16 protein-coding genes and 3 pseudogenes are annotated in these 13,858 nt (G+C 61.4%); all 19 read left to right on the top strand.

Features of this window, described 5'->3' with window-relative positions:
- Positions 1–168: 168 nt before the first annotated feature.
- Positions 169–1,260 (top strand): annotated as a pseudogene (gene cas7i / locus U9R81_RS20055) (type I-B CRISPR-associated protein Cas7/Cst2/DevR).
- 329 nt (positions 1,261–1,589) lie between these two features.
- Positions 1,590–2,327, top strand: coding sequence for a CRISPR-associated protein Cas5 (cas5, locus tag U9R81_RS07610; protein WP_322494891.1), 738 nt, complete (start codon positions 1,590–1,592; stop codon positions 2,325–2,327).
- Positions 2,305–2,919 (top strand): CRISPR-associated endonuclease Cas3'', encoded by a 615-nt coding sequence (locus U9R81_RS07605; RefSeq protein WP_322494890.1) that lies wholly within the window; start codon positions 2,305–2,307, stop codon positions 2,917–2,919. The genes cas5 and U9R81_RS07605 overlap by 23 nt, the downstream gene beginning before the upstream one ends.
- A gap of 54 nt (positions 2,920–2,973) precedes the next feature.
- The gene (gene cas3 / locus U9R81_RS07600) at positions 2,974–4,137 is read left to right on the top strand and encodes a CRISPR-associated helicase Cas3' (RefSeq protein ID WP_322494889.1); all 1,164 of its coding nucleotides are present in this window, start codon (positions 2,974–2,976) and stop codon (positions 4,135–4,137) included.
- Positions 4,138–4,182: 45 nt separating this feature from the next.
- Complete coding sequence (locus U9R81_RS07595; RefSeq protein WP_322494888.1) at positions 4,183–4,647, top strand: hypothetical protein; 465 nt, start codon at positions 4,183–4,185, stop codon at positions 4,645–4,647.
- A gap of 117 nt (positions 4,648–4,764) precedes the next feature.
- Positions 4,765–5,292: a hypothetical protein gene (locus U9R81_RS07590; protein ID WP_322494887.1), complete on the top strand. Its 528-nt coding sequence runs from the start codon at positions 4,765–4,767 to the stop codon at positions 5,290–5,292.
- Between the two features lie 30 nt (positions 5,293–5,322).
- Positions 5,323–5,694, top strand: a complete 372-nt coding sequence (locus U9R81_RS07585; protein ID WP_322494886.1) for a hypothetical protein — start codon at positions 5,323–5,325, stop codon at positions 5,692–5,694.
- A pseudogene (gene cas1, locus U9R81_RS07580) lies at positions 5,691–6,428 on the top strand (CRISPR-associated endonuclease Cas1); the annotation flags it as partial. The gene U9R81_RS07585 and the pseudogene cas1, both read left to right, overlap by 4 nt.
- A complete protein-coding gene (locus U9R81_RS07575; protein ID WP_322494895.1) occupies positions 6,343–6,642 on the top strand; it encodes a CRISPR-associated endonuclease Cas1 in 300 nt (99 codons plus the stop codon). The pseudogene cas1 and the gene U9R81_RS07575, both read left to right, overlap by 86 nt.
- Positions 6,643–6,691: 49 nt before the next feature.
- On the top strand, positions 6,692–6,835 hold the full coding sequence (locus U9R81_RS07570) for a hypothetical protein (RefSeq protein WP_322494885.1): 144 nt from the start codon (positions 6,692–6,694) through the stop codon (positions 6,833–6,835).
- Positions 6,836–6,847: 12 nt separating this feature from the next.
- Positions 6,848–7,105: a CRISPR-associated endonuclease Cas2 gene (cas2, locus tag U9R81_RS07565; protein ID WP_322494884.1), complete on the top strand. Its 258-nt coding sequence runs from the start codon at positions 6,848–6,850 to the stop codon at positions 7,103–7,105.
- The gene (locus U9R81_RS07560; RefSeq protein ID WP_322494883.1) at positions 7,092–7,283 is read left to right on the top strand and encodes a hypothetical protein; all 192 of its coding nucleotides are present in this window, start codon (positions 7,092–7,094) and stop codon (positions 7,281–7,283) included. The genes cas2 and U9R81_RS07560 overlap by 14 nt, the downstream gene beginning before the upstream one ends.
- Positions 7,204–7,698: a CRISPR-associated protein Cas4 gene (gene cas4, locus U9R81_RS07555; RefSeq protein ID WP_322494894.1), complete on the top strand. Its 495-nt coding sequence runs from the start codon at positions 7,204–7,206 to the stop codon at positions 7,696–7,698. Before U9R81_RS07560 ends, cas4 begins: the two co-directional genes overlap by 80 nt.
- 485 nt (positions 7,699–8,183) lie before the next feature.
- A complete protein-coding gene (locus U9R81_RS07550) occupies positions 8,184–9,383 on the top strand; it encodes an MFS transporter (RefSeq protein ID WP_322494882.1) in 1,200 nt (399 codons plus the stop codon).
- Positions 9,384–9,506: 123 nt separating this feature from the next.
- Positions 9,507–10,280: an inositol monophosphatase family protein gene (locus tag U9R81_RS07545; RefSeq protein ID WP_322494881.1), complete on the top strand. Its 774-nt coding sequence runs from the start codon at positions 9,507–9,509 to the stop codon at positions 10,278–10,280.
- A 114-nt stretch (positions 10,281–10,394) separates the two neighbouring features.
- Positions 10,395–11,738 carry an aspartate aminotransferase family protein gene (locus tag U9R81_RS07540; protein WP_322494880.1) on the top strand — a complete coding sequence of 448 codons (1,344 nt, stop codon included), beginning with the start codon at positions 10,395–10,397 and terminating at the stop codon, positions 11,736–11,738.
- A 65-nt stretch (positions 11,739–11,803) separates the two neighbouring features.
- A complete protein-coding gene (locus tag U9R81_RS07535; RefSeq protein ID WP_322494879.1) occupies positions 11,804–12,409 on the top strand; it encodes a GNAT family N-acetyltransferase in 606 nt (201 codons plus the stop codon).
- Between the two features lie 4 nt (positions 12,410–12,413).
- Entirely contained in the window at positions 12,414–13,379 is a 966-nt protein-coding gene (gene corA / locus U9R81_RS07530; RefSeq protein WP_322494878.1) for a magnesium/cobalt transporter CorA, read from the top strand.
- Positions 13,373–13,858: pseudogene (locus U9R81_RS07525) on the top strand (hypothetical protein); the annotation flags it as partial. The gene corA and the pseudogene U9R81_RS07525, both read left to right, overlap by 7 nt.

The raw sequence follows: 13,858 nt of genomic DNA, 5'->3' as shown, positions 1-13,858 counted from the left end.
TGTCCGGCTCCGCAAAGGCGCAGCGGATTCAAACGCAAAGGCGCGGAAGAGCCGGACGGCTGTCCGGCTCCGCAAAGGCGCAGCGGATTCAAACGCAAAGGCGCGGAGAACGCGAAGCACGCAAAGGTTTTTGATCGGAACAAACGATAGCAACAAGGAGAACACCCAATGGCATTCGTGACCGGTCTCTTCTTGATCGATGCGCCGGCGTTGGCGCTCAACAACTTGGGGACGATCCCCGGCGCGCGGGAGGAGAACACCGTCGGGGTGAAGATGATTACCACCAAAGCCGGCAACTTTCCGTATGTCTCGGCGCAAGCGTTTCGCTACTGGCTGCGCACCACGCTTAAAGAGCGGGTGCCGGAATGGAAGGCATCGCCGATCTTCCGTGAGGAAAAGATCGCCTATACCGATGCCAACCCGATCAAGTATTGGGATGACGACCTGTTTGGGTATATGCGCGCGCCGGGCAAGTCGGATACGGCCAAGAAGAGCCGCGAGCAGTTGACGATGCTCGACGAGGCGACGCCGGTGACAGACACGATCACGCGGGCGTCGCCGCTGCGGGTGAGCACGCTAGTCTCGATTGCGCCGGTCAACCCGACCAACGATTTTGGCGTGATGTCGCGCCACGAGGGGAATCCGGTGCCGCACGAGCACCAGTTCTACCGCACAACGCTCAAGGGGCTCTTCTCGCTCGACCTGTGATCGGGCGGCACCTTCTCGTACCGGAGCCGCTCCGGGTTCCGCAATCTTGATGATGAGCGGGTGAAGATGATCAGTGACTATCGCGGCGCCGAGCATCTGGAAGCGGAGAAGTCGTACCGCTTGCCCAAAGAGGAGCGGCTGGCGCGGGTGAAGGCGCTCTTTACCGGGATGGCCCACCTCGAAGGCGGGGCGAAGCAGACGCTGCACTACACTGATGTCAGTCCGGTGTTGGTGATCTTTGCCGTGACCAAAGGCGGGAACCACATCTTCCACCATACGGTGGGAGCCAATCGCGCCGGCCAGCCTGAGATCAAGATCGACGCGCTGCGCGAGGCGTTGCAGGTGTTCGCCGATGGCATTCTGTCGCCGGTGTACGTGGGATGGGTGAAGGGCTATCTCGACGAGGAGCGGGCCGCGTTCGAGCAGTTTATGGCTGAACATAACGCGAGCGCCGCTGAGCGCGGCTTGCCGCGTATCGAGTTGAGCCATCCGCGGGAGGCGTTTTTGAGCTTTGTGAAGGCGTGCGATCAGCATCCGGCGTGGTTGGATTGATAAGGCGCAGAGGGGGCAGAGGCGCAAAGATTTTGACACGCAAAGGCGCAGTAGAGCCGGACGGCTGTCCGGCTTCGCAAAGGGCGCGCAGGTTTTTAAGGATAGGGTGTAAGCACGGTGGGAAAACAACCAACATATCTTTGCGTGCTTGGTGTGCCTTGTGTTGCAGGTGGTGAATGCAACAGTGCGAAAGAGTGTTGCAAGATGGCACAAGCGCGCTTGGTAAGCAACTATCAAAAACCTTTGCGTTCTCTGCGATCTTCGCGCCGTTGCGTTTGAATCCGCTGCGCCTTTGCTCACTTTGCATCTCTACATCATAGGAGTCGGCGATGCAAGCGCTTAAGATTGTGCTGGAAGGAGTGACAACCTCCTTCCGCTATCCGCACTTTATGATCGGCGTGCAACCGAGCTTCCCGTTGCCGCCGCCGGCAACGATCTACGGCCACGTGTGCAGCGCGCTCGGCGAGTGGGTTGAGCCGGAGGGGTTGGCGTTCGCGTACCATTTCACCGTCGCCGGCGAGGGTTATGACCTCGAACACATTCACGTCCTATCCGCTGCGTCGGGCAAATTGCCGGGAGGCGAACGCAAGGTGCTGAAAGGGAACGTCAACCCGTTCAAGCGCCATATTCTGCTCTTCCCGCGGTTAGTGCTCTACCTGAACCGGCCGGACTGGATCGACGCTTTCCGTTCGCCGCGCTATCCGGTGGTGCTGGGCCGTTCGCAAGACTTGGCTGCTTACACTCAGATCGAGGTGATCGAACTGCAACCGGCTGAACAGGTCTATTTCGAGCACACCTTGCTGCCGTTTGCGTTGGCGGCGCAAGTGCCGGCTGGCGTCGTGACCCTGATGCCGCGCTGGATCAACTACCTTGAGCGGCGGCGGCCGACCTTTGCCCCCTATCTGATGCTAGCCGAGCGGGTGACGAGTGCGCAGATGTTACGGTCCGGCGACCAGCGGCCGGTCTATTGGAGCGACCCGACTGCGCCGCGGGTGGATGGATTGCCGTTGGGGTTGTGGTTTCACAGCTTTGTAGGAGTCGCCGATGAGGCCATCACCATGGCCTGATGCTATCGACCATCTGTTGGCGAAGAGTGAGCAATACGGCGGCGAGACGCTAGCGGTGCACACATGGGAGGTGCTCTGCCGGCTGGTCGATCTCTACCGGCTGCGTCCGCAGCTTGCCGGCCATACCCGGTTGTGGCACTGCCTCTACTGGGCGGCGTTTCTGCACGACTTTGACAAGGCGGCGCAAGGCTTTCAGCGCTGGTTGCGTCGCGGGCCGGCGTGGCCGCACCGCCACGAAGTGCTCTCGCTGGCCTTCGTGGACGCGGTTGCGCATGGGTTCAGCGCCGATGAGCAGCGATGGCTTGTTGCCGCAATTGTTTCCCACCACCGCGACGAGCCAGAGATTGCGCAGACCTATCCGCTAGGCATGCGCAATGACCCACTGGTCGAGCTGTGTAACGAAGTGGACGCCAACACCGCCGGGTTGCTGGCCGATTGGCTGGCGACCTGCGCCAACCCGTGGCGCGAACAGCTCGGGTTGGCCGCGGTGGCGGAGGCCATCATGCCGCAACCGGTGGAGATCAACGCCAAGCGGGTGCGCTACTGGTTGCAGGTCTATCACGACTGGGTGGCCGAGTTGGGGTATGCCTAGGCCGCGCGCCTGCCCGGCATTCTACTGCGTGGCTTGATCACCACCGCCGATCACATGGCGTCGGCGCACGTGCAGCAGGTGCCGCCGCCGATCGGCGGCGCGTGGCCGGCATTGGCACAGCGCCTCGTACCGGCGGGGCAGCAGGTTTACGAACACCAGCGGCGCAGTGGCGAGGTCGGTGGGCAATCGGCGTTGCTGATGGCGCCGACCGGCAGCGGCAAGACCGAAGCGGCACTCTATTGGGCGTTGGGTGATGGCGGCTGTCCGCCGGCGCGTATCTTTTACACCCTGCCCTATCAGGCCAGCATGAACGCAATGTACGACCGGCTCCGGCGCAGCTTCGGCGATCACGCGGTTGGCTTGCAGCATGGCCGGGCGGCGCAAGCGCTCTACGCTCGCTTCCGCGAAGGCGAGGAGTGGTCAGCGGCAGCGGCGCGGCGGGTGCAATGGGAGAAAAACCTGAACATCCTGCACGCCCGCCCGCTCAAGGTGCTCAGTCCCTACCAGTTGCTCAAAGCTCTCTTCCAACTGCGCGGCTTTGAAGCGATGCTGGCCGATTATACCCACGCCGCCTTCATCTTCGACGAAATCCACGCCTACGAACCGAAGCGACTAGCGTTAATCACCGGTCTGATGCGCTATCTGCGCGAACGGTTCGCGGCCCGCTTCTTCGTCATGTCGGCCACCTTTCCGCAGATCTTCCGCAACCGTCTGTACGAGGCGCTCGGCGATGCGCCGCTGATCAGCGCCACCCCGGAAACCTTTGCCCGTTTCCGCCGCCATCGCCTGCACCTGCGCGACGGCGAACTGACCGATCTGGCGACGATCAGTGAAATCGCGGCGCAAGTGCGCGCCGGTCAGCAAGTGCTGGTCTGCGCCAACACCGTGGCGCGGGCGCAAGAGGTGCGCGACAAACTGGCCCAAGCCGGTTTGGGGGCCGAGCACCTGATCCTGATCCACAGCCGGTTTACCTATGGCGACCGCAACCGGCTCGAACAGGCAATCCGGGAACGGTGCGCCAGCGATGCCTCTCAGCGTCCGCCACTGGCGCTGGTTGCAACCCAAGTGGTCGAAGTCAGCCTCGATATTGACCTCGACACCGTATACAGTGATCCGGCCCCGCTGGAAGCCCTCTTGCAACGGTTTGGCCGCGCCAACCGGCGCGGTGCCAAAGGCATCTGCCCGGTCTACGTCTTCCGCCAGCCCGATGACGGGTAAGGCGTCTATGGCCGCGACCGCGATCCGGCTCGCGCCGGCCATATTGTGCGGGTGACGCTGGCCGAACTCGAACGGCACAACGGCGCGATCATTGACGAAGCGGCGACCAACGAGTGGCTTGACCGTATTTATGCCGATCCCGAGCTCAGCCAGCAATGGATGGGGGACTACCAGTGGATGGCGCAGCAGGTTGATCAGATCATCAGCGGGATACGCCCATTCCAGAGCAACGAACAGCGCGAAGACGACTTCGAGCGCATGTTTGACGGTGTTGATGTCGTGCCGCACTGTTTCGAGCGCGACTATATCGAGCGACTAGTAGAGGAGCAATTTATCGAAGCAAACAACTATCTGGTCAGCATCAGCAAACGACAGTTTGCCATCTTGCGCAGCCAAGGCAAACTGCGTTGGGCGGAAGAGACCAGCAAGCGGCGGGTATGGGTCGCGCAGCTTCCCTACGACGAGCGCAACGGTCTTTCGTTCAGTGACATCGTGATTGATCCGGATTGAAGTTAAGGATGAGTCTGACGGTTCATCATCTCATCTTTACCGCCACCGCCGCCACCCCGGTCGCGCTGGCCGCGCACAGCGGGCCGGGGCTGTGCGCGGCGCAATTTCCAACGCGCTTTGGAACCGGTTTGGCGCCAACAAAAGCGCCACCACTGCGCCGGCTGCCCGCTGTTCAGCCGTTGCCCGGTGGCGGCGCTCGTCGCGCCGATGCGCAGCGAAGACGAAAAAGGCAGCGAGCAGCGCCCGCGCCCGTATGTGGTGCGCCCGCCCCGCGACAGTGGCAGGCGCTACCAACCCGGCGAGACCATCCGGTTTGGCCTTGCCCTCTTTGGTCAGGCCGACATCTTCTTCCCCTTCATCGTCATGGCGGTGCGCGAACTCGAACGTGACGGCATCGGCATCGGCTTGGCCGAACTTGGTCGCCGGCGCGGTACGATCAAACTCAATGCGATCGAAGCCTACAATCCGCTGAGCGGCGAGCGGCAGATGCTCTACCCGCTGCCCAGCGGCAACGTCAACTTTCCCAGCCTGCCGATCGATGCAACGGCGGTGCAAGACTACGCGGCGCGGTTGCCGACCGATCAGATCACGCTCACCTTTCACACGCCGGTTCGCTTGGTCGACCGAGACCGGCTCGTGAAGTAGATCACGCTCAGACCGCTGATCCAGCGTCTCATGCGCCGGCTTGACGACCTCAGCCGGGCGTATGGCAACGGCCCGCTAGCGCTCGACTTTCGCGGCCTGCTCGCCATCGCCGAGCAGGTTACAACGACGGTCGATCAGACGCGCTGGGTTGACGTGGTGAGTGTTTCGGCGCGCCAGCAACGGCGACCCCGGTGGGCGGGCTGGTCGGCAGCGCCACCTTCAGCGGGCCCTTGCGCCCCTGCGCGATCTCATCGTCTGGGGCAGCCTGATCCACGTCGGGCGCAACGCGGTCAAAGGCGACGGCTGGTACACCCCGACTGGGATGGCGGTCTTGCCGTAACGCTAGCGGCGAAGCATTGCTTTGCGAACTTGACAGCAACAGGCATTTCGGAGTATCAATGAACACACCGGCAGCGCACGACAACCAAGCCAGCATCACAGCCATCAGCGCACTGCGTGATCATTTTCGCACCTTAACAACCAGTATGTCACCCATTGCGGGCGGCGCCGGTACAGATAAGGAAGACTGCGCCATAGAACTCATTGTTAGCGAACGCGGCAGTTTTGTCGGCAAACACCAAGGCCGGCTGCGAGTCACCAACGACAACGGCGAGAAACGCGAGGTGCCAATTATGCACCTGCGGCAGGTGATCATCTGCGGCGGCGGGATTGCGATCAGCAGCGACGCCGTGCGCGCGTGCAGTGAAGAGGGCATTCCCCTCCACTTCATCAGCGCCAATGGTACCCCGCACGCCAGCCTCTACAGCGCCGGCCTCAACGGCACCGTCCTCGCCCGGCGCGCGCAATTGCGCGCCTACGACGGGCCGGCCGGCGTCGCCCTTGCTCGCGCCTTCACGCTCGGCAAGCTCGGCAACCAAGCCAACCTCTTGCGCTATGCGGCGAAAAACCGCAAAGAAACGGCTCCAGAGGTCTACGAACAGCTCATGGCGGTTGCGGGCGAAGTGGTTGACTACCAAATCGCGGTTGAACGGCTGCGGGGCGAGACGGTTGACGAGATCCGCGAAGCGCTGATGGGGATCGAAGGCCGCTATGCCGCGCGCTACTGGCAAGCCATCGGCCTGCTCGTGCCAGCCGAACTCAACTGGCCGGGGCGCGAAACCCGTGGCGCGAGCGACCCGTTCAACCAAGCGCTCAACTACGGCTACGGCGTCTTATACGGCCAAGTCGAACATGCCCATCGTCTTAGCCGGCCTCGACCCGTATGTCGGTCTCTTGCATGCCGACCGGCCGGGCAAACCGAGTCTGGTGCTCGATCTGATCGAAGAATTCCGCCAAGCGGTGGTTGACCGGCCCTTGTTAAATCACCCGCGGCTGGCAGATCGGGCGTGAAGACGACAGGCGGCTCGATCAAGCCACCCGCGAACGGATCGTCAGCAAAGTGCTCGAACGGCTCGAATCGACCGAACCGTATGAAGGCAAACGGCAACCGCTCCGGCACATCCTTCAGTGCCAAGGGCGCCACATCGCCACCTTCGTGCGCGGCGAACGCGAAAGCTACACGCCCTTCGTGATGGGTTGGTAAGCGAGGCTGGCCATGCAATGTCTCGTCATCTACGACATCCCTGACGACCGGGCGCGGCAGCGCGTCGCCGACGCATGTCTCGACTATGGTCTACAACGGATCCAATACAGCGCCTTTGCCGGCAACCTCAGCCGCGCTCACCAACGCGCGCTCTTCGGCGAAATCGCGCGCCGGGTCAAAGGCCGCACCGCCAACGTCCAACTCTTCGCCTTCGACGCCCAAACGTGGAGCGAACGGCGGACACTGGAGCAGAACTATGACGATGCCTGATCTAGACACCATCGAAGTCAGCGACATCAAACAACGGCGCTATTGCCCGCGCGTCGTGTGGTACACCTACTGCTTGCCGGCTATCCGGCTCAAGACCGATCTCATACGGCAGGGGGGGCCAGCCACCGGGCGGAAGAAGATCGCGAAGAACGGCGGTCATTGCGCACCTACGGCTTAAAAAGCGGCGAACGGTTCTTCAACGTCTACCTCCGGTCAGAGCGGCTCGGCGTCAGAGGCATCCTCGATCTAGCGATTGCCGTCCCAACCGTAGCGACCCGGCGGCGAAAGCGGTCGTAGTTGACTACAAAGACAGTGAACAGGCGGCGGGGCCGCACTTCAAACTGCAAGTTGGGGCGTATGCGCTGCTGATTGAAGAGGTATGGAGCATACAGATCGAAGCAGGCTGGATCTACCACCTCCCCTTGCGCAAAGCGGAAAAAGTAGCGATCAGCCCGCAACTTCGGCGCAACGTGATCGAAGCGATCAACGCGATCCAGCAAGCTATTCGGACGGAAGCGCTGCCGCCGCCGCCGAGCAGCCGGGCGCTCTGCGTCAACTGCGAATTTCGCCGCTTCTGCAACGACGTTGTTTGAGAGCGGCGGCCAAACGGGCTTGCTAAGCGGTTCATTCGCAACTCGCGCGCTGGCGGTCAAACCAAGCGGCTACCAGCACGCTCGAATCGATCGCCTGATCGGCGCGATGCGTATCAGAGCGCGATGGGCGGCATTCGCGTTTCAACAATTTCGGCTCACGGTAGAGCACTCTTGTATCATCTGGTTTGCACTGAAGAGGGCGATTGCTTCGGGGGCAGCCCCCGCGCAATGACAGAAGGCAAGCGATGCGCGCCATCGGACGTCGCACCATGGCTGTATAAAATTGTTGGGTTGGGGTTTAGGTGTGTTGTAAACCCATAGGCTTCGGGTTGCACTGTTGGCGTGGTGCGCAGTGAACGGTGTTTGCCGGATGCTTCAGCCGTTGTGCCGATGTGTTCTTGGTCGCTTTTTGTTATGATGCCGGTGGTACGGTCCGGTTGGTAAGCTGCCCGTGCCACCGTTTTTTGGCGAAAGGCGTTGTTGGTATGGTGGCTCGGCTGCGTTCGGCGCGCCATCCGCGCTTGGCGCTGGTTGCGCTGGCGTTTATTGCGTTTGTTGGCTTGGGGATGCCGGATGGCTTGTTTGGCGTGGGGTGGCCGTCGCTGCGGGCCGATTTCGCTTTGCCGCTTGATGCGCTCGGCAGTTTGTTGGCGGTAGGGGTGGCCGGCTATACCACGTCAAGTTTTTTCACCGGGACGCTGCTGGCGCGGTTTGGCGTGGGGCGGATGTTGGCGTTGAGCTGTTTGCTGACCGGGGTGGCATTGCTGGGGTATACCCTCGTGCCGCTGTGGTGGATGGTGGTGGCGCTGGGGGTGGTGGCTGGCCTTGGCGCCGGTGCGATCGATGCTGGCTTGAATACCTATGTCGCGGCCCATTTTGGCGCGCGCTTGATGCAGTGGCTGCACGCGAGTTGGGGATTGGGGAGTACATCTGGCCCGTTGCTGATGACGGCGGGTTTGGCGCTCTGGCAGTCGTGGCGGGTGGGGTATTGGATTGTCGGTGGGTTTCAACTCGTTTTGGCATTGGGGTTTTTCCTCACGCTGTCGTTGTGGGAACAGCCGGCGCCTGTGCCGGGTGGGCAGAAGCGGTTGACCGATTATCAGACGCCGTTAGGGCTGGCGTTGCGCCAACCGGCGGTGTGGGTGAGCGTTGCGCTCTTTGTGCTCTATGTCGGCGCTGAAACGGCGTTGGGGGTGTGGGCCTATACGTTGTTGACCGAGGCGCGTGGGGTCGAACCGGCGTTGGCCGGTGTTGTGACCGGTAGTTATTGGTTGATGTTTACGATTGGTCGGGTTGCTGCCGGGGTGGTGGCGGTGCGCACCGGCTTTGACCGGCTGGTGCGCGGCGGTTTGCTTGGTGCGTTGGTGGGGAGTGCTTTGTTGATTTGGCATCCAGCGCCAAGCGTGAATGTGCTGGCGATTGGGTTGATTGGGTTGGCGATCGCGCCGATCTTTCCGGCCTTGATGTCGAGCACGGCAGCGCGCGTCGGTGATCAGTTTGCGGCGCATACGATCGGTATGCAGATGGCGGCGACCGGGGTTGGGATGGCGCTGATCCCGGCTGGGATCGGGGTGTTGGCTGACCGGCTATCGCTTGAGCTGATCCCGCTCGGTCTGTTGGTGGTGTACGCGGTGTTGTTTGGGTGTTATCTGCTCGCGATGCGCCTTGCCGCTTTGGATCAATGATGCGCCCTCATTTGGTCGGGCTTGTTGCGAACCGGATAGTTTCAAACGTGCCATATTGGTAGTACAATGAGATAACGCACCGCAGCAGGCGGAGATTGCGGCGCCGTACCGGCGGAGGCTCGTGTGGAGATTGATATTGCGCTTGCGCGTGCATGGGCGCAACGCGCCGGCGAGTTGCTCTTGCGCTCGTATTTTAATCAGGTGTCGCCGGAGCGTAAGCTCGATAAGAGTCTGGTGACGGCGGCTGATAGCGCGATTGAAGATTGGTTGCGCGAGCAGATTCATGCCCGCTATCCTGATCACGGCGTGATGGGTGAAGAGCGTGAGCCGGTAGGCCTCGACCGCGAGTATGTGTGGGTGATTGATCCGATTGATGGCACGAGTTCGTTCGTTTCGGGCCTGCCGATGTGGGCCGTGTCGATTGGGGTGATCCGGAGCGGGCAGCCGGTGGCTGGCGTGATCTATTTGCCGGTGTTGGGCGATTGTTATTGGGCGCTGGCCGGCGGGAGCGCGTTTTGGAATGAGACTCCGATCCACGTGGCGCCGCCGCAGCCGCCCAGTCCCAATGATTGGATTGCGATCCCTTCGACCTTCCATCGCGCCTATACCATCCATTATCCCGGTAAGGTGCGAGTGTTGGGATCGGTGGCGGCTGATTGTTGTTATGTGGCCCGCGGGCAGGCGCAGGCGGCGATTATTGGGCGTGCGAAGGTGTGGGATGTGGCCGCCGGCTGGGTGATTGTGCAAGCTGCTGGTGGAGTGGTGTGCCCGTTAGAGGGCGAATTGCCCGATTGGCAGACCTTGCTGCACACGGTGCGGTTGCCGACGCCAGTGGTGATTGGCCATCCGCAGCAGGTAGCACAGGTCTGCGCGTGGGTGCGGCGGATGACGCCGTGAGCCAGCAGAGGGGGTGTGAGGAGTGGGTGAGTTGGTAGCGCGGCGCAAGCCGCGCTTTTTGTTATAATGGTGGGTATCGAAGCGCTTGCTGATGAATGCATCAAGGAGTGTCCTATGACTGCGCCTGCCGTGCGCCATATTCGTCTTGTCACCGAAATTCCCGGCCCGCGTTCGCGTGAGTTGCTGGCCCGGCGCGATGCTGCCGTGGTGGCCGGTTTGGGCCGGGCGACGCCGATTGCGATTGCTTCTGGTCACGGCGCGTTGGTGACGGATGTTGACGGCAATACCCTGATCGATTTTGTCAGCGGGATTGGCGCCTTGGCGGTCGGCCATTGCCCGCCGGAGGTAGTGAGTGCAATTCAGACACAGGCTGAGCAGTTGATCCATCTGTCGGCGCTGGTTGGTACCTACGAGCCGTATGTCGCTTTGTGCGAGCGGCTCAATGCACTGGCCCCGATCAGCGAGCCGTGCAAGACGTTGCTGGCGAATTCGGGTGCGGAAGGGGTTGAGAATGCGATTAAGTTTGCCCGCACCGCGACTGGCCGTCCGGCGATTATTGTCTTCGATGGCGCCTACCACGGGCGCACGCTGTTGACGCTCTCGCTGACCTCGCGCACCTATTTTAAGAAGAAGTTTGGCCCCTTTGCTCCCGAAATCTACCGCGCTCCCTTCCCGTATGCCTACCGGATGGGCCTGAGCGAGGAAGAGGCGGTTGAGCAGTGTTGGGCGGCGTTCGAGCGTATGCAGATTGCGGGGGTTGACCCCGAAACAGTGGCGGCGGTGTTGATCGAGCCGGTGCAGGGTGAGGGCGGCTTTATTCCGGTGCCGGTGGAGTTTATGCGCCGTCTGCGCCAATTCTGTGACCGCAACAGTTCGTTGCTGATCGTCGATGAGGTGCAGAGTGGCTTTGGCCGTACCGGTACCCTGTTTGCGATCGAGCAGTTTGGCGTTGAGCCGGATATCATCGTCGCCGCTAAGAGTATTGCTGCCGGGATGCCGCTGGCGGCGACCATCGGGCGGGCGCGGGTGATGGATAAGGCGCATTATGGTGGGGTGGGCGGCACGTATGGCGGCAATCCGCTGGCCTGTGTGGCGGCGCTGGTGACGATTGATATCATCGAGCGCGAGCGGCTGCTGGATCGGGCCAAGGCGATTGGTCAGCAGATCCGCGCTCGCTTTGAGCCATTGCTGGCCGATGATACGCTCGATCCGCTGGTTGGTGATGTGCGCGGCATGGGGGCGATGATCGGGATCGAGCTGGTGAAGGATCGGCGCAAGCGCACGCCGGCCGCTGCCGAAGAGGTGCTGGCGATTCTGGGCCGCGCGCTCGAACGTGGGGTGCTGGCGATGCGGGCTGGTCTGTATGTGAACTGCATCCGCTTGCTGGCGCCGCTGGTGATTACCGATGACCAGCTTGATGAAGGGCTTGAGGTGTTGATCGGCGCGATGCGCGGGTAGCACGTACACGTGAGAGCGCATCGTTATGCGCTCTCACATACTAATGTTTCTGCACAAGGATTGCTATGCCTATTACCGTTGTCCAAACTCAACCCGAACACATCCCGCAGTTGGTAATTCACCAGCGAATCTGTTTTCCGACCCTCGACCCGGAAGATCACTTTAGCGCTGAGAATTTTGCTGCCCATTTGCGGCTCTTTCCCGCAGGTCAGCACGTGGCGCTCGATGGCGATCGCGTGGTTGGTCAAAGCAGCACCTTCCGCATTAGCGGCGAAAAGGTGTTTTGCCAGCACACCTTCGAAGAGATTGTCGATCACGGCAATTTCGGCCATCACGATCCCAATGGCGAGTGGTTATACGGCGCTGATATGAGCGTTCACCCTGATTACCGCGGGCGTGGCATCAGCCGTATGCTCTACGATGCGCGCAAGGTGTTGATCCGCCGGCTGGGAATGCGGGGCATGGTTGCTGGTGGGATGTTGCCCGGTTACGTTGCGTATCGCGACCAGATGCCGGTTGAGGAGTATGTGGCTGCTGTGGTGGCGGGCCGGTTGAGCGATCCAACGCTGACGCCGCAATTGCGCAGTGGCTTTACCGTGCAGGGCATTCTCTACAATCATATCCGTGACGCGCTAGCGCCCCACGCGGCGTTGATTGTGTGGGAAGCGTAACGGCATGGTTTCGCTCAATGTCTTTCATCGCCAGAACGTGCAACCAGTCGCCGATCTCGATCAGATCAGCGACTTGCTCTTGCAGCCGCGCACCTTGATCTGGCTCGATCTTGAGCAGCCGTCTCCGGCTGAGATTGACTTGTTGCGCGCGGAGTTCGGCTTTCATCCGCTCGCAATCGAAGATGCTTTACAAGAGCACGAGCGGCCCAAGATCGAGACCTATCCCGGTTATTACCTGATCATCTTTTACAGCGTTGAATACGATGCTGCCGAGCGCGAATTACGCTTCTTGCCGATCACGCTGTTCGTCGGCGCGAACTATCTGGTCAGCATCCGGCCCGGCCCGGTGCGCCACGTCCAGCAGACGCTGGCCCGCTGGCAGACGAATAGCCATGTGCCCGGCTATCAGGTGAGTAGCGTCCTCTATGCGCTGATTGATGCCGTTGTTGATGACTACTTTGTCGTGCTTGACCAGATCGGTGAACAGATTGATGATGTGGAAGAGGCGATCTTTCAGCGTGGCCGCCAAGAGGTGGCGAATGAAATCTTTACGCTCAAGAAAGATTTGCTCTTCTTCCGCCGGATTGTCGCCCCCGAACGCGATGTGCTCAATGTCTTGCTGCGCCAAGAAGTGCGCATCTTCCAGCCCCGCGAATTGGCCTATGTGCGCGATGTCTACGATCATCTCGTGCGTGTGACCGAATCGATTGACCTCTACCGCGATTTGCTGTCGAGCGCGCTCGATAGCTATCTGTCACTCCAAGGCAATCAGCTCAACCAGCTGGTGAAGGTGTTGACCCTCTGGTCAATTATTCTGATGGCCTGCTCGTTGGTGGCCGGAATATACGGCATGAATTTTGTACTTATGCCTGAGCTTGAACAACCGTGGGGCTATCCGTTTGCGTTGGGGTTGATGGCGACAATTGCGCTTAGTCTGGCGATCTATTTCAAGCGGAGGAAGTGGTGGTAGCCGGGCCAGTCTTGTTGCTCGATGGCGCGCCGGTAGCGGCTCCCATTGTGGCAGAGCGGAACGTGGTTGAGTGGTCGTGCGCGGTGCCGGCAGGAGCGACGGCGCAGTTGGTGATTGGCGGCAAACCGCTCGAACCGTTTCTCCGGCCCAGCGACGCGCTGTGGCGCTGGCGCTGGCAAGCGCCGGCAGCCGCAGGAACGTATCCGGTCTGTTTGACCATCACCGCCGCAACGCAGGTGACGGAATGGCATGGCCAAGTACAGGTTGCTCCTTCCCTGCTCGATGCGCGTCGCTACGCCGCGTTGCTGGCCGATCTGGCCGAATTGGCGCCGGCGCTGGCCCATGCCCTGAGCGGTGGCCGCCACCCTGCCGGCAGCGGTGACGCCGGCCAGCCTGATCGCGCGGCGCTGCTGGCGCTCTTGATCGGCCAGCAACGCGGCGTAGCGACGCGCATCGAGCAGGGAAGGAGCAACCTGTAC

Source organism: Chloroflexus sp. (assembly GCF_034435895.1).
Lineage (GTDB): Bacteria > Chloroflexota > Chloroflexia > Chloroflexales > Chloroflexaceae > Chloroflexus.
Note: the sequence above shows the minus strand (reverse complement) of the source record. Positions and strands in the feature narration are given on the sequence as shown.

Coding starts and splice junctions, on each gene's coding strand:
- cas5 (WP_322494891.1), top strand. CDS start 1,590: ATGCAAGCGCTTAAGATTGTGCTGGAAGGAGTGACAACCTCCTTCCGC.
- U9R81_RS07605 (WP_322494890.1), top strand. CDS start 2,305: ATGAGGCCATCACCATGGCCTGATGCTATCGACCATCTGTTGGCGAAG.
- cas3 (WP_322494889.1), top strand. CDS start 2,974: ATGGCGTCGGCGCACGTGCAGCAGGTGCCGCCGCCGATCGGCGGCGCG.
- U9R81_RS07585 (WP_322494886.1), top strand. CDS start 5,323: ATGCGCCGGCTTGACGACCTCAGCCGGGCGTATGGCAACGGCCCGCTA.
- U9R81_RS07575 (WP_322494895.1), top strand. CDS start 6,343: ATGCCGCGCGCTACTGGCAAGCCATCGGCCTGCTCGTGCCAGCCGAAC.
- cas2 (WP_322494884.1), top strand. CDS start 6,848: ATGCAATGTCTCGTCATCTACGACATCCCTGACGACCGGGCGCGGCAG.
- U9R81_RS07560 (WP_322494883.1), top strand. CDS start 7,092: ATGACGATGCCTGATCTAGACACCATCGAAGTCAGCGACATCAAACAA.
- U9R81_RS07550 (WP_322494882.1), top strand. CDS start 8,184: ATGGTGGCTCGGCTGCGTTCGGCGCGCCATCCGCGCTTGGCGCTGGTT.
- U9R81_RS07540 (WP_322494880.1), top strand. CDS start 10,395: ATGACTGCGCCTGCCGTGCGCCATATTCGTCTTGTCACCGAAATTCCC.
- U9R81_RS07535 (WP_322494879.1), top strand. CDS start 11,804: ATGCCTATTACCGTTGTCCAAACTCAACCCGAACACATCCCGCAGTTG.
- corA (WP_322494878.1), top strand. CDS start 12,414: ATGGTTTCGCTCAATGTCTTTCATCGCCAGAACGTGCAACCAGTCGCC.